The organism is Pseudonocardia sp. NPDC049154 (assembly GCF_040648315.1).
Classification (GTDB): Bacteria; Actinomycetota; Actinomycetes; order Mycobacteriales; family Pseudonocardiaceae; genus Pseudonocardia.
The window spans coordinates 1-19308 of the sequence record NZ_JBEZDN010000013.1 but is presented as its reverse complement, the minus strand read 5'-3'; the positions used below and the strand labels follow the sequence as shown (position 1 = coordinate 19308).

The following is a 19308-nucleotide window of genomic DNA, read 5'->3' as shown; positions in this document are numbered from 1 at the left end:
GTCCTCCCGGTGTGGGTCCGAACGGTCCACGGGGCGATACCCCGCGTGCCGCGCCTCTCACACCGGGCGGGCCGCCCGGGCCTCACGGACGAGCCGGCGCGCCTCACGGACCTCGGGCGGCGCGGGCGGGTCGGGCAGCAGATCGGTGGCCCGGCGCAGGCCGACGAGCAGCGCGGTCGCGGCGAGGTCGGTCGTCGGCAGGCCGGGCAGCCCGTACATCCGGCGGGCCCACCGCGGCAGCGTGGCCAGCGCGGCGGTGGCCGTGGCCGAGATCGCCGCCCGGGTCCAGGCGGGCGCGCCCGCCGGCGGGGCGAGCAGCCCGCCGACGGCGATCCGTGCCTCGTCGGTCACCCGCAGCCGGGGCCGCATCCGCGCGAAGTACGCCGCGAGCTCGGCCCGCGAGGCCGGCACGACGGCCGGGTCCAGGCCCACGACCTCGGCGGCCCGGACGCTCTCGGCCACGTACGCGTCGGCCTCGGCCGCGGTGACGATCCCGGCCCGGCGGGCGACGTCGACGTAGGAGTCGATCTCACCGCAGTGCACCCACAGCAGGCCCTCGGGCGCGTCGATCGGGAACCGCCGGCCGCTCTCCGGGTCGACCCCGCGCAGCTTGTGGTGCAGCCGCCGCACCCGGGCGCCGGCGACCTCCACCTCGGCGAGCGAGCCGAAGGTCCGGGTCCCGACGAACTCCACGGTCCGCTGGAACCGCGGCCACGCCTTGGCCGGGTCGAACAGCGCGCTGTTCTGGTAGGTCCCGCGCATCACCCACGGGTGCAGGGACTGCAGCAGCAGCGCGCGCATCCCGGCGACCCACATCACCGGTTCCAGGTGCACCCGCCAGGTCACCGACTCCGGCCCGAACAGGCCGTGGTCCGTCGGCTGGACGGTCTCGACGGTCATCTGCGACCTCCTCCCGCGCAGTCCCCCTCAGAAGGCGTACCGCACCCGCAGCCACGGCGCGTGTCGGGCGACGAGGTCGGTGACGGCCTGCACGCCCTCGCGCTTGGGCACGTTGCGGTACCGGACGTTCCACATCCCGCTCTGGCTGCGCTTGGCCTGCTGCAGCTCGGGCCGCCACAGCACGTCCTCGGCCTTCGGGTGCCAGCCCAGGTTGACCTCGTGCAGCTCGCGGTTGTGGGTCAGCATGATGATCTCCGCAGCGGCCTGCTCCTTGAACGCGGCGCCGAGCTCGTCGTCGAGCCGGACGAGCAGCTCCGCCCAGTCCCGCTCCCAGCCCTCGCGCAGCACGATCGGCGAGAGGTTGAGATGCACCTCGTACCCCGCGGCCACGAAGTCGTCGATCGCCGCGATCCGCTCCGCGACCGGGCTGGTCCGCACGTCGAGCAGCTTCGAGTCCCGCTCGGGCATGAGCGAGAAGCGGATCCGGGTGCGGCCCTGCGGGTCGAGGTCGAGCAGCTCGCGGTTGACGAACTTGGTGGCGAAGCTGGCCTTGGCGGCGGGCAGGTCGCGGAAGATGGCGACCAGGTCGGCCACGTTGTCGCTGACCAGCGCGTCGACCGAGACGTCCGAGCTCTCGCCGATGTCGTAGACCCAGGCGTGCGGGTCGACCTGGTTCGGCTCGGGCTTGGGGCCCTGGCGCGACACGTGCCCGCGCAGGTACCTCGTGATCCGCTCGATGTTGGTGAACACCGTGATCGGGTTGGCGTAGCCCTTGCGCCGCGGCACGTAGCAGTAGGCGCAGGCCATCGCGCAGCCGTTGGCGGTGGAGGGCGCGATGAAGTCCGACGACCGGCCGTTGGGCCGCGCGCTCAGCGACTTCTTCACGCCCAGCACGAGCGTCTCGGTCTTGACCCGGACCCAGCGGTCGACGTTGCCGGCGTTGCCGTGCAGCTCCGGGATCTGCCAGTGCGACGGCACCTCGATGATCTCCGCGCCCGGGAACCGCTCGAGGACCTGCCGGCCGCGGGGGGAGGCCCGGGCGTCGGGCTCGGCGTAGATCGTGCGGACCTGCAGCAGCCGCTGCGCCGGCGTCGGCGTGCCCGTGAGGGTTCCGGAGGGGCCGTCGGTCATCCCGTGCCGCCCCGCCCGGCGGCGACCCGCTGCCCGCTGCCCTGCTCCGTCTCCAGCCGGGCCGCGATGAGCTCGAGGGCCGCCTTCGTCGCGGCGTCGCAGATGTCGGCCGGCTCGCCCTCGAGGTCGAGGCGGAGCACCTCCTCGCCGCCGGGCTCGCCGTCCACCGCCATGTAGACGGTGCCCGGGGGCCGGCCGTCCTGCGGGTCCGGGCCGCCGGAGCCGGTCAGTGCGACGGCGAGGTCGGCGCCGAGCAGCTCACGCACCCGTCCGGCCATGGTCCGGGCCGCGGGCTCGCTCACGACCGGTCCCTCGGGGACCTGCAGCAGGTCGTGCTTGACCTCGCTGGAGTAGGCCACGATCGAGCCGCGGAACCACTCCGCGGCGCCCTCGGCCCGGGCCAGGGCGGAGGCGACCATGCCCCCGGTCAGCGACTCGGCGACGGCGACGGTGCGGCCGGCCGCCGAAGCACGCTCCGCGATCGTCGCGGCGATGTCGTCGGGAGTCTGCTGTGCGCTCATGGGATGTCGTGCCTCGCGGTGGTTCGGGGACGGTGCGGCGGTCGTTCGACCTGCGAGGCCGATACCCCTCGCGGCCCTGCCGAAACGAGGGGCGCCCGTGGCACTCTCGGCTCCCGGCGTACGCAACGGAGGTGGCCCGTGGACCCCGAGCGCCCCGGCTCCCCCACGGAGCCCACGGATCACCCGGACGGACCCGCGCACGGGCCCACCGACCCCGACGTCGACGACGGGATGGACGCGGACGCCGCCTGGGACCTCCGCGAGCGCCGGGAGACCCCGACCGAGCGGCTGGACCGGAACTGGGCCGACCTGCTGCAGGAGCTGCGGGTGTCGCAGACCGGGGTGCAGCTGCTCACCGGACTGCTGCTGACCGTCCCCTTCCAGAGCCGGTTCGCCGAGATCACCGCGCACCAGCGCGTGATCTACCTGGTCACCACCTCGCTGTCGGTGGTCGCCACCGGCCTGCTCATCGCGCCCGTGATGCTGCACCGGGTGCTGTTCCGCCTGCACGCCCGCCGTCCGCTCGTGCAGGTGAGCCAGCGGTTCGCGATCGCGGGGCTCGCGACGCTCGGGCTGGCCGTCGTCGGGGTGGTCGGGCTGATCTTCGACGTGGTCCTCGGGCCGGTGCCGGGGCTCATCGCCGGGCTCGTGGCGCTGGCCCTGCTGGGCGTGCTGTGGGGCGTGGTGCCCGGCGTGGTGCGGCGCCGGTTCCACAACGGCTGAGCACCGGCTCCACCTCCCGCCCCGTGACACCACCGCGTTCGAGCTGCTGCGGCGCGCCTCCCGCGGCACCGACACCGAGCTCGTCGAGGTCGCCCGGCGGGTCGTGGCGGCCGACCCGGGCCGACGACCGCGGGTCAGCTCGCGCGGCCGCGCAACAGCCGCGCCCGCATCAGCCCCGCGAGCTCCGCGGAGTGCTCGGCGGCGCGGATGTAGGCCTCCCCGGCGTCGAGGTCCGGCCCGGCCCCCTCGTCCAGGTAGCGCGCGAGCGCGGCGTGCTCCTCCAGGGCGGCGATCGCCGTCCACAGCTTCGCCTCGGCGGCCTCCCGCTGGACGGCCTCGAGCGAGCGGGGGCTGTACTGGTGCCCCACGTGGCAGCGGAAGTAGCCGATGCGCGGCAGGTCGATCCGGGCCAGCCCACCGCCGCACTCGGGGCACGCCATGCGGGTGGCGGTGGTCTCGTCCGGCCGCAGGAAGACCGGGTCCCCGCTCCGGACCATCCCGTCGTCGTCGGCCGGGGTCGGCGGCGTGTCGGCCATGACGTCACCCCCCGCGGGAAGCTCCTGCACCGTCGTCGTGAGCAGCGGGCCGAGCGCGGAGGCGGGCGCCGCCCGGGCGCTCGGGACGGCCGCCGCTGCGGCCCGCGGCATCGAGTCGAAGCGGGCGTCCGCCGGATCCTGCACGAGGACCCGGCCGCCGGCCCGGTCGACGAGCGCGGCGCCCACCGCGCCGTCGTCGAGGGCACCCGAGAGCACCGCCGCCACCACCCGGAGGCCCCGCGCCCGTGCGGCCGAGGCGAACATCGCGTCGACCGCGGGACGGTGCCGGTTCACCGTCGGCCCCGCGCTGAGCACCGCGGAAACCACCTCCCCGTGGCGGCGGACGAGCAGGTGCCGGTCCGGCGGGGCCACGAGGATCCGGCCCGCCCGCAGCGGCTCGCCGTCCGTCGCCTGCGCGGCCGGCAGCGGCCCGGCGCGGGCGAGGACCCGCGCCAGCGTGCTGTGCGGCCGGTCCCCCGTGTGCACGGTGACCAGGACGGCGGCGGGGAGGTCGCCGGGCAGCCCGGCGACCACGTCGACGAGCGCCTCGACGCCCCCCGCGGAGGCGCCGAGCACGAGCAGTGGGGCGTCGACCACGCACCCACTGTTCCCGGTCCGCAGCGGTCCAACCGTCCGGCGGGCGATCGGCCGACCCGGGAGGGGGTACGGTTCGCCCGGGCCCGGGGGCACCGCCCGGGTCGGCCGACCCCGAGCGAGGGGGCGATCTCCGTGCCGGACGCGTCCGTCGCCGGACCGATCCCCGGCGGACCGGCGGACGGCCCACGCGCGGCCGCCGGGGGTGCGCCCCGCGCGCCCGTCACGGACGTGGTCGTGGTCGGGGCCTCCGCGGGCGGGGTGGAGGCACTGCGCGCGTTCGCCGCCTCGCTGCCGGTGGACCTGCACGCGGTCGTCGTCGTGGTGCTCCACATCCCGAGCGACGCGCCCAGCGCGCTCGCCGCGATCCTCGACCGGGCCGGGCCGCTGCGCGCGGTGACCGCGCGGCACGGTATGCGTCTGGAACCGGGCACGATCGTCGTCGCGCCCGCGGACCACCACGTCCTGCTCGCCGACGGGCACGTGCACCTCTCGCGCGGGCCGCGGGAGAACGGGCACCGGCCCTCGATCGACCCGCTCTTCCGCTCCGCGGCGGTGGACTTCGGGCCGCACGCCATCGGGATCGTGTTGTCCGGCAACCGGGACGACGGCACCGCGGGGCTCGTCGTGCTCGCCCGCGAGGGCGGCGCAGCCCTGGTCCAGGAGCCCGCGGAGGCCGGGTACCCCGGCATGCCGCAGAGCGCACTCGACCACGTGCCGACAGCCCGCGCCGTCCCCGCGGCGAAGCTGGGGGCCGCGGTCGCCGAGCTGCTCCGGGACCCACCCGACGACCCCCCCGGCGCGGACACGGCGGTTCCGGCGGACCCGCTCGCCGCGGAGGAGGCCGACATCGCCGACGCGGTGCGCGGGACGGGCCCGCGGGTCGGGCTGGGCGAGCCCTCGCCCCTGTCCTGCCCCGACTGCGACGGGGTGCTGTTCCGGCTGGAGGGCGAGCCCTTCCCGCGCTTCCGCTGTCGGGTCGGCCACGCCTGGTCCCCCGGCAGCCTCGCCGCCGAGCAGCCCGACGGCGTCGAGGTCGTGCTGTGGGCGGCGCTGCAGGCGCTGGAGGAGAAGGCGGCGCTGCAGCGCTGGCTCGCGGACACCGCAGCCGCGACCAACCGGACGCACACGGCCCGGTCGCACCGGCACAACGCCGAACGCACCGGTTCGGAGGCCGCGCTGTTGCGCCGGATGCTCACCCGCGACCTGCCGGAGGGATGAGCGGCGGAGGGGCGGGGATCGGCTAGGCTCCCGGCGCGTCCGACCCCGTGGCGCACCGCAGAGGGGAGCGGGAGAGAAGTCGTTGTCCCAGCCGGATCCGGCCTTCGAGGCCCTGCTCCAGCACCTGAAGGTGAGCCGCGGCTTCGACTTCACGGGCTACAAGCGGTCCACTCTCATCCGCCGGGTCGAGCGGCGGATGTCGCAGGTCGGCGTCCCGGACTACGCCGAGTACCTGGACCACCTCGAGCTGCACGCCGAGGAGTTCACGGCGCTGTTCAACACCATCCTGATCAACGTCACCGGGTTCTTCCGCGACCCCGAGGCCTGGGACTTCCTGCGCAGCGAGGTGCTGCCGGCGCTGCTGGCCACCAAGGGCCCCACCGAGCCGCTGCGGGTGTGGAGCGCGGGCTGTGCCTCCGGCGAGGAGGCCTACACCCTCGCGATCGTGCTGGCCGAGATGCTGGGCACCGCGGAGTTCCGCGACCGCGTGAAGATCTACGCCACGGACGTGGACGAGGAGGCTCTCACGCACGCCCGGCACGGCGCCTACTCCGACCGCGAGGTCCGCGGCATACCGCCCGAGCTGCTGGAGAAGTACTTCGAGCAGACCGGCGGCCGCTTCGCCTTCCGCAAGGAACTGCGCCGCTCGGTCATCTTCGGACGCAACGACCTGGTGCAGGACGCCCCGATCTCCCGCATCGACCTGCTGGTCTGCCGCAACACCCTGATGTACTTCAACGCGGAGACGCAGGCCCGCATCCTGACCCGCTTCCACTTCGCGCTCTCCGAGCCCGGCGTGCTGTTCCTCGGCAAGGCCGAGATGCTGCTCAGCCACGGCGCGTTGTTCCTGCCGATCGACCTCAAGCGGCGCACCTTCCGCAAGGCGCCGCGGGTGCCACCGCAGAACGGCACCCTGTTCGCCGACGCCCCGCCCACGCCCGGCCGGGCGCCGCTCACCGGTCTCGACGTCCTGCGCAACGAGGCCGTGCTCGCGTCCCCGCTGGCCCAGGTCGTGCTCACGGACGACGGCGTGATCGCGGTGGTCAACCGGCAGGCCGAGGTGATGTTCGGCGTGTCGACGCGGGACGTCGGCCGGCCCTTCCGCGACCTGGAGCTCTCGTACCGCCCGCTGGAGCTGCGCCGGCACATCGAGAAGGCGCAGACCGAGCGGCGCACGGTCCGGGTCACCGACGTCACCTACCACCGCGGGCCCGAGTCGATGAACCTCGAGGTGCAGGTCAGCCCACTGGTCGGGTCGAGCACCGAGGTGCTGGGGGTGAGCGTCGCCTTCCACGACGTCACCGACTTCCGCCGGCTGCAGGACGAGCTCGAGCAGGCCAACCGCCAGCTCGAGACGGCTTACGAGGAGCTCCAGTCCACCAACGAGGAGCTCGAGACGACCAACGAGGAGCTGCAGTCCACGGTCGAGGAGCTCGAGACCACCAACGAGGAGCTCCAGTCGACCAACGAGGAGCTCGAGACGATGAACGAGGAGCTCCAGTCGACCAACGACGAGCTCCAGACCATCAACGACGAGCTGCAGGACCGCACCGGCGAGCTCGACCGGACCAACGACTTCCTCGAGACCATCCTGACCGGCCTGCGGGCCGGCGTCGTGGTCGTCGAGACCGAGCTGCACGTGCAGGTCTGGAACCACCAGGCCGAGGAGCTGTGGGGGCTGCGCCGGGACGAGGCCGTGGGCCAGCACTTCCTCAACCTCGACATCGGCCTCCCGCTGGACCTCGTGCGGCCGGTCGTCCGCAGTACGCTTGCGGGCGAGGACGGACCACAGGAGGTCACCCTTCCCGCGATCAACCGACGCGGCCGCAGCATCGACGTCCGGGTGATCGCCAGTCCGCTGCGGGGCGACGGCGGCGCGGTGGTCGGCGCCATCCTCACGATGGAGGAGTCGGCGGGCGCCGAGGGCGCTCCGGCCCGCTAGCGGCCCGTCGACGCGGCAGGAGCGGGCGTGGGGGACGAGGCCGAGTACTTGGCCGCGGTGGAGCGCCGCCGCGCGGAGATCGACGCGCGGCTCGAGGAGCTGCGGGTACACCGGCGCGAGATCGCCGCCCGCGGGCGTCGCGGCTCCTCGTCCGCCGACGTCGAGTCCGCGGAGGAGCGGGCGCTGACGGCCCGGCGGCACGCGGTGACCGCCCACGAACGATCGGCCCGCCGGCACGTACTCGCCGCGGAGAGCCACGAGAACGCGGTCCGGACACTGACGGCGGCCGGCGACCTGGACGGTGCCGAGCGGCACCGGCAGGCCGCCCTCGAGGCCCGGGCAGCCGCGGCCCGGGCCTTCGAGGAGGCCGCCAGCGGCCGGCTCCCGGATCCGGGATGACCGGACCGTCGGAGAGCGGCGCCGGAAGGCGGGTCGGAGGGCGACGTCAGAAGGCGCGGAGCAACGCCCAGACGGTCTTGCCCACGGCGTGCCGGCTCGTCCCCCACCCGTCGGACAGCTCGGCGACGACGTGCAGGCCCTGCCCGGTGGCGGTGTCCGCGTCGGGCACGCCGGTTCCCTCGTCCCGCACGCCGACACGCAACCCGGTGGCGTCGAGGGTGAGCAGCAGTGTCCGGCGCCCTCCGCCGTGCACGACCGCATTGGCCACGAGCTCGTCCGCGAGCAGCTCGGCCCGGGCCGGGATCCCGCCCGCCAGCTCCCACTCCTGGCAGGCGTCGCGCACGAGCGCGCGGGCGAAGCGCACCGCGACCACGGAATCGGGCAGCTCGGTCCGGCGCCGCACGCGCGAGGGCCGGATCTCCAGCTGGGCGAGTCCCTCGGCGCGGTCCGCGGCCAGCGCGACCTCCCGGAGCACCCCGCTGCGCCGCAACGCGAGGGCGAGCGAGTCGGAGGGTGCGACGAGCACGAGCCGGGCGGCGGGCCATCCGCCGACGCCGGAGAGGATGCTGGTGAACAGGGCCAGCGCCGAGGGCAGGACCGGCTCGAGGTCGGCCACGTCGACCAGCAGCGAGCCGCGGTCCAGCAACAGCTTGCGCACCGCCGCCTCCGCCAGGGGGGCCGTCCGCAGGGTCAGGGGCCCGTCGAGGACGAGGACCGGGACCGGTTCGTCCTCGACGCAGCACGTCAGCTCGTTCCGGGACACGCCCGCTCTCCGTGGTCGTGATGGGGACCCCGCACGGGCGCCGGTCGGACCCCCGGGGCGGTGTGGGTACCCCGGCGTCACCGGATCATGCCCCCTTCCGGTCGGATTCCGCCCCGACTCAGGCCGGCCCGTCGTCGACGAGCGCCCAGACGGACTTGCCGCTGCCCATCGGGGTCACTCCCCAGGTCCGGCTGAGCTCCGCGACGGCACGCAGGCCGAGCCCCTCCGCCTCGGCGGTCAGGACCGGCCGGGCGGACGAGCCGTCGCGCACCGCTATCCAGAGCCCGCGCCGGGAGTGGGCCAACGCCAGCTCCCCCGGGCCGAGCGTGTGCTGCACGGCGTTGCTCACCAGCTCGTTCGCCACGATCGCGGCCCGATCGACCACGTCGGACGGGATGTTCCAGTCCTCGCACACGGACCGCAGGAGCAGGCGGGCGAACGGCGCCGCGTCCGGTCCCGGCGGCAGGTCCGTGGTGCGCCGCACCCGGGCGGGGCGCCGCCCGAGCAGGGTCAGGCCCTCGGCGATGTCGCCCGCCACGGGGACCTCGCGGTGCCGCCCGGCCTGCCGCATCGCCTCGACGACCGGCCCCCCGCGCGAGACCAGCACCATCCGGGACGCCGGCCACCCGCCGGTCGCGGCCAGCGCGGCCGGGAAGGAGGCGAGCACCGCGGTGGACGCCAGGTCCAGCCGGGAGACGTCGACCAGCACCCGCCCGCGGTCCAGCAGCTGCTTGCGCAGGACAGGGTCGAGCTGCGGCGCGGAACGGGTGCCGAGGACTCCGTAGACGGTCAGCAGACACACCCCCGAGGCCTCGGAGACGTCCGCACCCACCAGCGCCTCGTCCGGCATGGCTGTCCTCCGGTCACGATGTCGCGCGGGGTGTCATCGTCACCTTCCCCGTCCGGGCGCCCGTCCGCAACGTGCGGTCCGGCATCACCACTCGCCGAGTACGGCGGCCCGAGCCGTTTTCCTCCGGACCACCCGGGTAGGCGGGCTCGTGCCGACGACGACAACCACCCTGCCGGGGAGCCTCCCCGCCGGAGCCCGGGACGGTCCGCACGCCTACGACGACCTGGAACCGCTGCTGCGCAAGCACGCCGGGTCCGGCCCCGAGGACCCGGAGCACGACACGCGCCGCGAGTACCTGATCACGCAGTTCCTCCCGCTGGTGCGCAACATCGCCCGGCGGTACGCGAGCTCCGCCACGGCGGAGGACCTGGAGCAGGCCGGCGTCGTCGGGCTGATCCGGGCCGTCGACAACTACGACCCGGACGTGACGACGGGCGGGCCGCTCGCCTACCTCGTCCCCAGCATCCGCGGGTCCATGCTGCGCCACCTGCGCGACCACACCTGGGCCCTGCGCGTGCCGCGGGGCATCAAGGACCTGACGATCTCGGTCAACCGCGCCACGATCGACCTGACCCAGCGGCTGGGCCGCGCGCCGCGACCCAGCGAGATCGCCGCCGAGCTCGACCAGCCGCTCGACGACGTCGTCGAGGCCCTCGAGGCCCTGGCCGGCCACCGCGCGGACAGCCTCGACGAGCCCGGGTCCGAGACGGGGTTCACCCTCGCCGACCGGCTCGGCTCGGCCGACTCCGGGCTCGACCTCGTCGACCACAGCGGGGACCTGCGCCGGCTCGTCGCGGCGCTGCCCGAGCGCGAGCGCACGATCCTGCTGCTGCGCTTCTACGGCGAGCACACCCAGACGCAGATCGCCGAGAAGGTCGGCATCTCGCAGATGCACGTCTCCCGGCTGCTCGCCCGCACGCTCGCGCACCTGCGCGCCGAGCTGAGCCGTTGACCGGCGCCCGGGCCTGACGCGACGCCCGGACGTCGGCTCCCCGGCCCCGCCGACCGTTCGGCGATCGGCCGCGCGGCCGGAGGCCGCAGTTTCGGCAGGGGCCGGCCGTTCGCCCGGGTCAGCCGTTCGACCGGCCGGAGAGCCGGTCGCGAAGCCGGTCGACGAGGCCGACGCCCGGGCCGGCCATCTTGTGGAACAGCTCCGCGTTCGGCGCGTCGGGGTGCGGGCGGGTCGGCGCGATCTTCTTGGCCGCCTCGACCTTGCCCCGCAGCTCCACGAGCGTCTCCTGCGGGATGCGCTCGCGCATCTTCGGGAACTGCTCGGTCTCCTCGTCCTCGGCGTGGTGGCGCAGGGCCCGCGCCATGTCACCGACGAGCGCGTCGAACCGCGCGTCGTCGCCGTCGACGCCCTCGAGGTCCTTCATGATCCGCTCGAGCTTGGCGTGCTCCTCCTTGTCGTGCTCGACGGTGTCGCCGCCGTGCTCGAGCGCGTCGGACATGGCCGGGTAGACGTACATCTCCTCGGCCACCGAGTGCCGCACCACCTCCGCGATCGCGGTGTCCGCGAGGTCGCGGCGCTCCTTCGCATCCCGCGTGGCGGTGACCCGCTCCAGCAGGTCCAGTACCTCGTGGTGGTCACGGGTCAGCTCGTCGACGACGTCGGCGCCGGCCGGCATGTCATCGCGCGCGACGGTCTCGGTCATGGGTGTCTCCTCGTGGTGGTGGGACCGCGTCCACCGCGGCGGCTACCCCGGTCGTCCGGTGTCAATCCGCCGACCACGCCGGTTTACGGCGGTCGGCGCCGGGCATCCGCCGCCCGCCGGTCGAGCAGCGAGCCGGGCCACGTCGCGGCCGTCCAGGCGCCGCGCGTCCTCGTCGCCCAGTGGGCGGCGCCACCGGATTCCCTGAGGAGCACGCATGTTCCTGCACCGTCAGGAGTTGCAGTACAAGGCCACCCCCGAGAAGCCCGACGCGGTCTACGCCCGCAAGCTGCAGGAGGTGCTGGGCGGGCAGTACGGCGAGATCACCGTCGCGATGCAGTACATGTTCCAGGGCTGGAACATGCACACCCCCGGCAAGTACCGCGACCTGGTCTTCGGCATCGCGTCCGAGGAGATCGGGCACGTCGAGATGCTGGCCACGATGATCGCCCAGCTGCTGGAGAAGGCACCGCTGGGCATCACCTCCGACGCCGTCCAGGACGACCCGACCGTCGCCGCGGTCATCGGCGGCACCGACGTCCAGCACGCCATCGTCGCGGGCGCGGGCGCCCGGCCCGTCGACAGCAACGGCAACCCCTGGCAGGGCAGCTTCATCACCGCCAGCGGCAACCTGCTCGCCGACTTCCAGGCCAACGCCAACGCGGAGATGCAGGGCCGCCTGCAGGTCGCGCGGCTCTACCACATGACCGACGACCCGGGCATCCGCGACCTGCTGTCGTTCCTGCTCGCCCGCGACACGATGCACCAGAACATGTGGCTGGCCGCGGCCGAGGAGCTCAAGGAGGAGGGCGCGGAGAAGCTGCCGGTGCCGAGCAACTTCCCGCAGAGCAAGGAGGCGACCGAGTTCTCCTACCAGTACCTCAACTTCTCCGACGGCAAGCACGCCGGCGAGGGCCGCTGGGCCAAGGGCCCGACCCCGGACGGCAACGGCGAGTTCACCTACCACGAGGGCCCGACGTCGTCGGTGCCGATGCCGCCGCCCACGCACCCGGACAGCCGCTTCTACGGCACCACCGAGCTGCCCAACACCATGGAGAAGGCCGCCGGCCTCGCCCAGGACAAGCTCAACAAGGAGTGAGCCCCGCCGGCCGCGGGCACGTGTCCCGCGGCCGGCCCGGCTCACCCGGGGACCTCCTCGGCGGGGTCGTCGAGCAGCTCGTCCCGCAGCCACCTCAGGGTGCGGGAGAGCAGCCGCGACACGTGCATCTGCGAGATCCCGATGCGCTCGGCGATCTGGGTCTGGGTCAGCTCGCCGAAGAACCGGAGCAGCAGGATCGTGCGCTCCCGCTCGGGGAGCCGGTCCAGCAGCGGGCGCAGCGAGTGCCGGTACTCGACGAGGTCGAGCGCGCGGTCGACCTCGCCGAGCCGGTTCGTGATCGGGTTGTCGGCGTCGTCCGCGCCGAGCACGGCGTCGAGCGACCCCGCGTACTGGTTCGCCTCGGCGTCGAGGGCCTCGATCACCTCGTCCACCGGGGCGTCGAGGTGCGCGGCGAGCTCGCTCGGCCGCGGCGCGCGCCCCAGCTGCTGCGAGAGCGGGCCGGTGACCTGCCGGATCGCCACCGTCAGGTCCTTGAGCCGGCGCGGGACCCGCATCGTCCAGGTCCGGTCCCGGAAGTGGCGCAGGATCTCCCCGCGCACACAGGGCACCAGGTAGCCCAGGAACTCCCCGCGGGCCAGCTCCGGGTCCCACCGGTCCAGCGCGCTCAGCAGGCCGACGGTGCCGACCTGCACCAGGTCCTCGAGGCCGCCCGGGTAGCCGCGCGCGTGGCGACCGGCGACGTGCCGGACGACCGGCAGGAAGCCCAGTGCCAGCTGTTCGCGCAGGCGGGCGCGGTCCGGGTGGTCCGCGGGCAGCGATGCGTACCGGTGCAGCGCGGGCATCAGCCCGACGTACTCGCTCGCGATCGCCTGCCTGTCGGGTTCGGCGAGCACCTCGCGGCTCGGGCACGCGCCGGGGAAGGGGACGGTCGTGGGGCGCACAGGGATCCCTCCGCCGTTGCATCCGACGAGGGCGGCCTGCTTCACCCCGGCTCGCTCGCGAGCACTCCGGACGCTACCGGGATACTCCGTACGGCCGCGCGTCGAAGTGCCGGGACCTGCGCAAAGGCTCCCGGGCGCTCAGCAGCGCGGCGACGGGCCGGGTCCGGCCGACATCCGCTGGATCCGGCGCAGGACGTCCGTGCTCGGGAAGCAGCCCTCGCGCGACTTCTCGATGAGCACCTCGACGTACTCGGGCACCATCTCCGCCGGGATCGACTCCTCGATGAGGTCGAGCTGGGTGCCGCTGGGGTACGGGTCCTCGCGCACCGTGTCGAGCAGGAAGCGGATGAACATCTCGCGCGGGTGCGGGCGCACGTTCTCGTTCGTCGCGTCGTCCCGGCTCTCCGTTGTCCGCCGGTCGGTCGAGGTCATGGTCGCTCCCCTGGGGTCCGTCTGTCCGGGCGCGTCACCCGATCGGGGAACGGGTTCCCGCGCGGGCGAGCGCCTAACCGTCCGTCACGGGCCGTCGGCGGTCTCGGACCGCAGCTCCTCGGAGTAGGCCACGGGATGGTCCTGGCCGCGCTCGGTGAACCACTCGTTGAGCGCCGCCGCGACGACGTCGTGCTCGGCCCAGGTGGGCTCGCGGCGCAGCTCCAGGGTCTCGCGCAGCTCGTCCTCGGAGAGCATCCCGCCGAGGGCCACCTGCGCCGTCCACAGCTCGCGCAGCGTGAGCTCGCACAGCGCGAAGCCCGCGCGCAGTGCCGGTGCCGACCGCATCGTCTCCGCCGCCCGGGCCCGCGCTGCCCTGTCGTCGCTCATCTCGGCCACACCGCCCGGATTACCGGTCGCCACCCTCCCCAACCGCGTGCCCGGCAACGGGTTCGTGCCGGGCTCACCCGCGCTCCTCGGTCAGCCCCTCGCGCAGCCGAGCCAGGGTGCGCGCCAGCAGCCGCGACACGTGCATCTGCGAGATGCCGAAGTGCTCGGCGATCTGCGTCTGCGTCCGGTCCCCGAAGAAGCGCATGGTGAGGATGCCGCGCTCGCGCTCGGGGAGCTCGGCGATCAGCGGGCGCAGCGCCTCGCGGTTCTCCACCTTCTCGAGGTTGCGGTCCAGGTCGCCGAGGGTGTCGACGACGCCGGTGCCGGGCTCGTCGCCGGTCACGGACTCCAGCGGGGTGGTGTGCTGGTTGGCCTTGGCGGTGAGCGCCTCGACGATCTCGCCGACGTCGACGCCCAGGTGCCGGGCCAGCTCGCTCGGCTTCGGGGCGCGGCCGAGGCGGTGCGAGAGCGGCCCGGTGGCCCGGGTGATCTCGACGCTCAGCTCCTTGAGCCGCCGCGGCACCCGCACCGACCAGGTGCGGTCGCGGAAGTAGCGCAGCATCTCGCCGCGGACCGACGGGATGAGGAAGCCGAGGAACTCGCCCTGGGCGCGGTCCGGGTCCCACCGGTCGATCGCGTTGATCAGCCCGACCGTGCCCACCTGGACCAGGTCCTCCTGGCCGCCGCGGTAGCCCGCGCCGTGCCGCTTGGCGAGGTTCCGCACCACCGGCCGGAACGCCACGATCAGCTCGGAGCGCAGCCGGGCGCGCTCCGGCGAGCCCTCGGGCAGGGCGGCGAAGCGGCGGAGCCTCGGCATCTCCTCGGCGTACTCACTGGGCCGGGTGAGCTGGGGATCCGGCTCGGGGCCGGTCTCGGACAGGGCGTGCAGGGTCACGTCGCTCCTCGCCACGATCGGGGGCGGGCGGGCCGGAGCGGTCGGCCGCGTACGGGTCGCCCGACGGGGACCCGGACGAGGTCACGGCCCGGGGGCCGGCTCGCCGGTTCGGGCCGTCGGTCTCGACCCTCGTGGTCGGCGGGTCCCACGGGAACAGGAGTGCCAAACACCCGGTGTCCTGCCTCACACGGAGGCCCGCGACGTGCGCCGTCCGGCGGAACCGCGACGGCCCCGGACGTCCTACCGTCGTGCAATGGCGGACCAGCGGGACCGGGCGTGGGTCGACTCGATGCCCGAGGCGTACGCGACCGGGCTGGAGGCGCCCGTGTTCGCGCCCTTCGCCGCCGAGCTGGCCGCCCGCGCGGCCACCACCGCGCCCCGCCGGGTGCTCGAGGTCGCGGCCGGCACCGGCGTCGTCACCAGGGCCCTCGCCGACGCGCTGCCCGGCACCGACCTGCTCGCCACGGACCTCAACCCGGCGATGGTCGGGCACGGCGCGCGCCGGGAGGCCCGGGCGCGCTGGGAGCAGGCCGACGCCGCGCGCCTGCCGGCCGCCGACGGCTCGGTCGACCTGGTCGTCTGCGGATTCGGGGTGATGTTCTTCCCGGACCGCGCGGCGGCGTACGCCGAGGTCCGGCGGGTGCTCACGCCGGGCGGCCGGTTCCTGTTCACCGCGTGGGACGAGGTGAAGGCCCATGCCTTCGCCGACGCGCTCTGCGCCGGCCTACGGGCAGCCTTCCCGGCCGACCCGCCGCCGTTCGTCGAGAGGGTGCCGCACGGCTACACCGACCCGGAGCGGATCCGGGCCGACCTGGCCGGGGCCGGGTTCGGCGACGTCGACGTCGAGCGGGTGATGCGGACCGGAACCGCGCCGTCGGCCGCCGCGGTCGCGGTGGGGTTCTGTACGGGCACCCCGCTGCGCGCCCAGATCGAGGAGCGCGGCGGATCGGCGGCCGCGCTGCGCACGGTGGGCGACACGATGACCGCCCTGCTGGGGCCCGGCGAGGTCCGCGGGGAGATGGCCGCGTACGTCGTGGAGGCGCGGCGGTAGGTCTCGGGAGGCGAGCGTGGGGCGAGGCGCAGCCCCGGTCTCAGGAGGCGAGCGCGACGTCGAGGGTCGGGACCAGCCGCAGGACCTGGTCCATCGCGGTGAGGGCGACGGGTCGCAGCACCGCCTTGTTCTCCGCGCCGGTCACCACGACGAGCACCCCGGAGCGGGCCCGCGCCGCGACGTCGAGTTCGGCCAGGACCGCGATCCCGTGCGAGCCGAGATAGGTCAGATCGGTGAGATCGAGGACCAGCCGCACACCCCGGCCGAGCCGCGGCTCCGCGGCCCGCCGCACCGCATCCGCGTGCGCGACGTCGATCTCACCGGCGATCGCGAGGACCACCGTGCCCTCGGCGGGCTCCGCCGCCCGCACCCGCACCCCGTCGACCCGTACGCCGTCCACCCGGAGGTCGACCTCCCGCCATTCGAACGTGCTCACCGGAGTGTCAGCGTCGGTGGGGGGTGCGGGCGTTACACCGCGAGGCCTGCATCACGGGCGACCCGCGGTCCGACCGCGCGGCGGGGCCGACGGCCGGCCGCCCCCACCGCCCGACCGGGCGGAGAGCGGCTCCCACCCCGCTCCCACCCTGCGCCCGATGATCCGCGCGGGTAGCGTCCGGACCGGCGTCCCGGCGCCGGGGTGAAACAGTCCGCCCGTCGATCAGCACGTCCACGACGGAGGGAGCGCCCCACGTGACCGTCGGGCCCCGACTCGACCGACCCGTCGCGCCTCCGCGCCCGCGCACCGGAGGCGCCCGATGACGGCCGGACTGAGGACGCCGCCCGGCGGCGAGGAGCGCCCCGACGGCACTACGGACGACACCACCGACGTGCCGCCGGACAGCGAGTACGTCGACCTCATGCCCGGCCTCTACGCCTACGCGGCGCTCGACCCGGCCGATCCCCGGCGGCGCACGCTGCGCGAGGAGCTGGTCCTCGGCTTCCTGCCGGTGGCCCGGCACCTGGCGAAGAAGCACAGCCGCGGCTACGCCGGCGGGCTCGACGACCTGGTGCAGGTCGCGACGGTGGGGCTCATCTCGGCGATCGACCGCTGGGACCCCGAGCGCGCCCAGGGCGAGTTCCTCGGCTACCTCATCCCCTGCGTGCGCGGGGAGATCCTGCGCTACTTCCGCGACCGCACGTGGAGCATGCGCGTGCCGCGGCGGCTCAAGGACCTCGGCGTGGCCATCCGCCGCGCCACCGGGCCGCTGTCCCAGCAGCTCGGCCGCGCGCCGCGACCGAGCGAGCTGGCCGCGCACCTCGGCGCCGGGGTCGAGGAGGTCATCGAGGCCCTCGAGGCCCAGGCGAACCAGAGCGCCGGCTCGCTCGACGCCGTCACGGGCGACGAGGAGGGCGACACCCCGCTGGCCGACCGGCTCGGGGAGCTGGACCGCGAGTTCGATCTCGTCGAGTACCGCGACGCGCTGCGGCCGCTGCTCGACCGGCTCCCCGAGCGCGAACGCACCATCCTCATGCTGCGCTTCTTCGGCGAGATGACCCAGACGCAGATCGCGGAGCGCGTCGGCATCTCGCAGATGCACGTCTCCCGGCTGCTCTCGCGGACCCTCGCGGAGCTCCGCCGGGGGCTGCTCGACGACCGGCCGCCCGTCACCCGGCCCGCCGACCCTGTCAGCCGGGCACGGCCCGCGCGGCCGGCTCCAGCTGTGCGGTCTCACCCCGGTGCAGCACCCGCAGCCCCGCCGAGAGCCCGCGGTCGTACAGCTCCTGTGTGAAGTGGCTCAGCGGCGACCGGAAGACGTCGTAGTCGTCGTGGTGCACCGGGATCGTGGTGCCGGGGCGGAACGCCTCGACGAGGTCCGCGCCCTGGCGCGCGTCCATCGTCACGAGGACCCCGGCGACCCGCGTCCCGCCCAGGTGTGCGACGAGGACGTCGGGCGGGCCGAAGCGCTCGTGGACGCGGTGCAGGAAGGGTCGCATCAGCGTGTCCCCGGTCTGGTAGAGCCGCAGGGCGGTGCGGCCGGCGCGGGCGAGCTCCAGCACCGCCCCCATGACCGGCGGGAGGGCCCGGTGCACCAGCGCCGGGCCGTGCTGCCCGGGCACCGCGGTCACCCGCAGCACCTCGTCGCCGCGTGAGATCTCCCAGCTCTGCCAGGTCCGCAGCCCCTCGGCCGCGCCGAAACCCTGCCGGCGCAGGCGCCGCTCGGCGTGCGGGGTGGTCACGATCGGCACGGACCGCGGGAGGCCGCGCCGCGCGCGCCGGTCGAAATGGTCGCCGTGCAGGTGGGACAGGACCACGGCGTCGAGCGGCGGCAGGTCCTCGGGACCGAGCGCCGGTTCCGTGCGGCGCCTGCTGCTGAGGCCGTGGCCCAGGTACGCCCGCTCGCCGCGGTGCAGGAAGTTCGGGTCGGTGAGGACGGTGAAGGGGCCGAGCCGCTGGAGCGTCGTCGCGGTGCCGACGAAGGTCAGCGACGAGCCGCCGGGGCCGGGAGCGGGGTCCATCGGGTCCTGGTACCCCGGCCCGGGGTACTCACTCCCCCGCATGTCGGGGGCCGGGCGGCGGGAGGTGGTGTGACGGCGTGCGTCCGCAGCGCCGTGCTCCCGTCGCCCGGCCCGGTGGGTGATCCGATCTCATCTGCGTGTGTCTCCGCTGTGTGTGACCTCCTCTCGGTCGTGGTGGACGGTGAAGGTTCGTCGACCGTCCGGTGCCCCGTGGCGGCGGACCGTCCGGCCGGTGCGGGATGACGACGGTGGGCGGGTACGGACCGGTCAGCGGAGGCCGGCGCCGCTCCCCGCGAGTGCGGCCCGGCGGGACCGGTCCTCCGCGAGCTCCTCCGGGTCGTCCGGGGTGACGACACCGTCGAGCGCCGTGCCGGGTTCCGCGCCGGCGAAGGCCGTGAAGCCGAAGCGGACCTCGCCGGCACCGAGCGTGTGGTCGGGGTGCGGCAGGTGCCGCACGTGCGAGGTGTCGGCGCGGACGACACCGGAGGCGTCGGCCGCGTCGAGCCGGGCGAGCAGCCGGGCCAGGGCCAGTGGCGCGTCCGTCGGCGGCGTGGAGGTCTGGGCGAGCGTGCGGTGCAGCTGTTCGGTCCGCCAGCCGACGCGGTCGCCGCTGCCCACGGACAGGGGGACGGAGACGGTGAGCAGCCAGTGGGCCGGCTTCCCGGACAGCGCCGGGGTCGGGTGCACGGTGATCTCGGTGGCCTGGTCGGCCCGGACGAGGCTGCCGTCGTGCAGTTGCAGCCAGACGGAGGCGAGGCTCACGGGGGCTCCTGGGGTGCGAGGGGGCTCCGCGTGGCGGGCGGAGGGAGGGGCGGGAGGTCGCGGGCTCCGCGACCGCGCGGGTGCACGCGGC

General features: G+C 74.9%; 22 protein-coding genes. 8 read left to right on the top strand and 14 right to left on the bottom strand.

All coding sequences use genetic code 11. The features are described 5' to 3' along the window. Nucleotides 1-57: 57 nt before the first annotated feature. Genes AB0B41_RS09825 through AB0B41_RS09815 form a run of 3 tightly spaced genes read right to left on the bottom strand, consistent with a single transcriptional unit; the run spans nucleotide 58 to nucleotide 2552 of the window. A complete protein-coding gene (locus AB0B41_RS09825; RefSeq protein WP_358201025.1) occupies nucleotides 58-900 on the bottom strand; it encodes an oxygenase MpaB family protein in 843 nt (280 codons plus the stop codon). 27 nt (nucleotides 901-927) lie between these two features. After that, nucleotides 928-2031, bottom strand: coding sequence for a spore photoproduct lyase family protein (locus AB0B41_RS09820; protein WP_358201023.1), 1104 nt, complete (start codon nucleotides 2029-2031; stop codon nucleotides 928-930). Continuing rightward, the gene (locus AB0B41_RS09815; RefSeq protein ID WP_358201021.1) at nucleotides 2028-2552 is read right to left on the bottom strand and encodes a CinA family protein; all 525 of its coding nucleotides are present in this window, start codon (nucleotides 2550-2552) and stop codon (nucleotides 2028-2030) included. The genes AB0B41_RS09820 and AB0B41_RS09815 overlap by 4 nt, the downstream gene beginning before the upstream one ends. A gap of 138 nt (nucleotides 2553-2690) precedes the next feature. Here AB0B41_RS09815 and AB0B41_RS09810 point away from each other — a divergent pair, with 138 nt between their 5' ends. Continuing rightward, nucleotides 2691-3275, top strand: a complete 585-nt coding sequence (locus AB0B41_RS09810) for a DUF6328 family protein (protein ID WP_358201019.1) — start codon at nucleotides 2691-2693, stop codon at nucleotides 3273-3275. A gap of 134 nt (nucleotides 3276-3409) precedes the next feature. Here AB0B41_RS09810 and AB0B41_RS09805 read toward each other — a convergent pair whose 3' ends face one another. Continuing rightward, entirely contained in the window at nucleotides 3410-4408 is a 999-nt protein-coding gene (locus tag AB0B41_RS09805; RefSeq protein WP_358201017.1) for a chemotaxis protein CheB, read from the bottom strand. A 132-nt stretch (nucleotides 4409-4540) separates the two neighbouring features. On the opposite strand from AB0B41_RS09805, the gene AB0B41_RS09800 reads away from it, so the two are divergent. From AB0B41_RS09800 to AB0B41_RS09790, 3 genes are all read left to right on the top strand, one after another. Continuing rightward, nucleotides 4541-5626: a chemotaxis protein CheB gene (locus tag AB0B41_RS09800; protein ID WP_358201015.1), complete on the top strand. Its 1086-nt coding sequence runs from the start codon at nucleotides 4541-4543 to the stop codon at nucleotides 5624-5626. 82 nt (nucleotides 5627-5708) lie between these two features. After that, nucleotides 5709-7568, top strand: coding sequence for a CheR family methyltransferase (locus tag AB0B41_RS09795; RefSeq protein WP_358201013.1), 1860 nt, complete (start codon nucleotides 5709-5711; stop codon nucleotides 7566-7568). Nucleotides 7569-7595: 27 nt separating this feature from the next. Continuing rightward, nucleotides 7596-7967: a hypothetical protein gene (locus tag AB0B41_RS09790; RefSeq protein WP_358201011.1), complete on the top strand. Its 372-nt coding sequence runs from the start codon at nucleotides 7596-7598 to the stop codon at nucleotides 7965-7967. Between the two features lie 46 nt (nucleotides 7968-8013). Here the strand turns inward: AB0B41_RS09790 and AB0B41_RS09785 are convergent, their stop codons facing one another. Both AB0B41_RS09785 and AB0B41_RS09780 read right to left on the bottom strand, forming a co-directional pair. Beyond that, a complete protein-coding gene (locus AB0B41_RS09785) occupies nucleotides 8014-8730 on the bottom strand; it encodes an ATP-binding protein (protein WP_358201009.1) in 717 nt (238 codons plus the stop codon). 118 nt (nucleotides 8731-8848) lie between these two features. After that, nucleotides 8849-9580, bottom strand: a complete 732-nt coding sequence (locus tag AB0B41_RS09780) for an ATP-binding protein (protein ID WP_358201007.1) — start codon at nucleotides 9578-9580, stop codon at nucleotides 8849-8851. A gap of 148 nt (nucleotides 9581-9728) precedes the next feature. On the opposite strand from AB0B41_RS09780, the gene AB0B41_RS09775 reads away from it, so the two are divergent. Continuing rightward, nucleotides 9729-10532, top strand: coding sequence for a sigma-70 family RNA polymerase sigma factor (locus AB0B41_RS09775; protein ID WP_358201005.1), 804 nt, complete (start codon nucleotides 9729-9731; stop codon nucleotides 10530-10532). A 118-nt stretch (nucleotides 10533-10650) separates the two neighbouring features. Here the strand turns inward: AB0B41_RS09775 and AB0B41_RS09770 are convergent, their stop codons facing one another. Beyond that, nucleotides 10651-11235 (bottom strand): hemerythrin domain-containing protein, encoded by a 585-nt coding sequence (locus tag AB0B41_RS09770; RefSeq protein ID WP_358201003.1) that lies wholly within the window; start codon nucleotides 11233-11235, stop codon nucleotides 10651-10653. 214 nt (nucleotides 11236-11449) lie between these two features. Here AB0B41_RS09770 and AB0B41_RS09765 point away from each other — a divergent pair, with 214 nt between their 5' ends. Beyond that, complete coding sequence (locus tag AB0B41_RS09765) at nucleotides 11450-12331, top strand: manganese catalase family protein (protein ID WP_358201001.1); 882 nt, start codon at nucleotides 11450-11452, stop codon at nucleotides 12329-12331. Between the two features lie 41 nt (nucleotides 12332-12372). Here the strand turns inward: AB0B41_RS09765 and AB0B41_RS09760 are convergent, their stop codons facing one another. The 4 genes from AB0B41_RS09760 to AB0B41_RS09745 form a co-directional block, all read right to left on the bottom strand. Continuing rightward, complete coding sequence (locus AB0B41_RS09760; protein WP_358200999.1) at nucleotides 12373-13233, bottom strand: SigB/SigF/SigG family RNA polymerase sigma factor; 861 nt, start codon at nucleotides 13231-13233, stop codon at nucleotides 12373-12375. A 138-nt stretch (nucleotides 13234-13371) separates the two neighbouring features. Continuing rightward, entirely contained in the window at nucleotides 13372-13665 is a 294-nt protein-coding gene (locus tag AB0B41_RS09755; protein WP_358200996.1) for a hypothetical protein, read from the bottom strand. Between the two features lie 84 nt (nucleotides 13666-13749). After that, on the bottom strand, nucleotides 13750-14052 hold the full coding sequence (locus tag AB0B41_RS09750) for a hypothetical protein (RefSeq protein ID WP_358200994.1): 303 nt from the start codon (nucleotides 14050-14052) through the stop codon (nucleotides 13750-13752). Between the two features lie 73 nt (nucleotides 14053-14125). Then, nucleotides 14126-14947 carry a SigB/SigF/SigG family RNA polymerase sigma factor gene (locus AB0B41_RS09745; RefSeq protein WP_358200992.1) on the bottom strand — a complete coding sequence of 274 codons (822 nt, stop codon included), beginning with the start codon at nucleotides 14945-14947 and terminating at the stop codon, nucleotides 14126-14128. 253 nt (nucleotides 14948-15200) lie between these two features. On the opposite strand from AB0B41_RS09745, the gene AB0B41_RS09740 reads away from it, so the two are divergent. Beyond that, a complete protein-coding gene (locus tag AB0B41_RS09740; protein WP_358200990.1) occupies nucleotides 15201-15998 on the top strand; it encodes a class I SAM-dependent methyltransferase in 798 nt (265 codons plus the stop codon). A gap of 40 nt (nucleotides 15999-16038) precedes the next feature. On the opposite strand, the gene AB0B41_RS09735 is transcribed toward AB0B41_RS09740, so the two are convergent. After that, entirely contained in the window at nucleotides 16039-16434 is a 396-nt protein-coding gene (locus AB0B41_RS09735) for an STAS domain-containing protein (RefSeq protein ID WP_358200988.1), read from the bottom strand. Nucleotides 16435-16753: 319 nt separating this feature from the next. On the opposite strand from AB0B41_RS09735, the gene AB0B41_RS09730 reads away from it, so the two are divergent. Next, nucleotides 16754-17728, top strand: coding sequence for a SigB/SigF/SigG family RNA polymerase sigma factor (locus AB0B41_RS09730; RefSeq protein WP_358200986.1), 975 nt, complete (start codon nucleotides 16754-16756; stop codon nucleotides 17726-17728). Here AB0B41_RS09730 and AB0B41_RS09725 read toward each other — a convergent pair. Together AB0B41_RS09725 and AB0B41_RS09720 are read right to left on the bottom strand one after the other, a co-directional pair. Continuing rightward, a complete protein-coding gene (locus AB0B41_RS09725) occupies nucleotides 17625-18455 on the bottom strand; it encodes an MBL fold metallo-hydrolase (RefSeq protein WP_358200983.1) in 831 nt (276 codons plus the stop codon). The two genes, AB0B41_RS09730 and AB0B41_RS09725, sit on opposite strands and share 104 nt — an antisense overlap. Nucleotides 18456-18722: 267 nt before the next feature. Further along, the gene (locus AB0B41_RS09720; RefSeq protein ID WP_358200981.1) at nucleotides 18723-19217 is read right to left on the bottom strand and encodes a hypothetical protein; all 495 of its coding nucleotides are present in this window, start codon (nucleotides 19215-19217) and stop codon (nucleotides 18723-18725) included. Between the last annotated feature and the right edge of the window lie 91 nt (nucleotides 19218-19308).

Bases quoted from the DNA above. Each gene is read 5' to 3' on its own strand.
- AB0B41_RS09820 (WP_358201023.1), bottom strand. From the start codon at position 2,031: ATGACCGACGGCCCCTCCGGAACCCTCACGGGCACGCCGACGCCGGCG.
- AB0B41_RS09750 (WP_358200994.1), bottom strand. From the start codon at position 14,052: ATGAGCGACGACAGGGCAGCGCGGGCCCGGGCGGCGGAGACGATGCGG.
- AB0B41_RS09725 (WP_358200983.1), bottom strand. From the start codon at position 18,455: ATGGACCCCGCTCCCGGCCCCGGCGGCTCGTCGCTGACCTTCGTCGGC.
- AB0B41_RS09740 (WP_358200990.1), top strand. From the start codon at position 15,201: ATGGCGGACCAGCGGGACCGGGCGTGGGTCGACTCGATGCCCGAGGCG.
- AB0B41_RS09730 (WP_358200986.1), top strand. From the start codon at position 16,754: ATGACGGCCGGACTGAGGACGCCGCCCGGCGGCGAGGAGCGCCCCGAC.
- AB0B41_RS09770 (WP_358201003.1), bottom strand. From the start codon at position 11,235: ATGACCGAGACCGTCGCGCGCGATGACATGCCGGCCGGCGCCGACGTC.
- AB0B41_RS09755 (WP_358200996.1), bottom strand. From the start codon at position 13,665: ATGACCTCGACCGACCGGCGGACAACGGAGAGCCGGGACGACGCGACG.
- AB0B41_RS09765 (WP_358201001.1), top strand. From the start codon at position 11,450: ATGTTCCTGCACCGTCAGGAGTTGCAGTACAAGGCCACCCCCGAGAAG.
- AB0B41_RS09815 (WP_358201021.1), bottom strand. From the start codon at position 2,552: ATGAGCGCACAGCAGACTCCCGACGACATCGCCGCGACGATCGCGGAG.
- AB0B41_RS09825 (WP_358201025.1), bottom strand. From the start codon at position 900: ATGACCGTCGAGACCGTCCAGCCGACGGACCACGGCCTGTTCGGGCCG.
- AB0B41_RS09780 (WP_358201007.1), bottom strand. From the start codon at position 9,580: ATGCCGGACGAGGCGCTGGTGGGTGCGGACGTCTCCGAGGCCTCGGGG.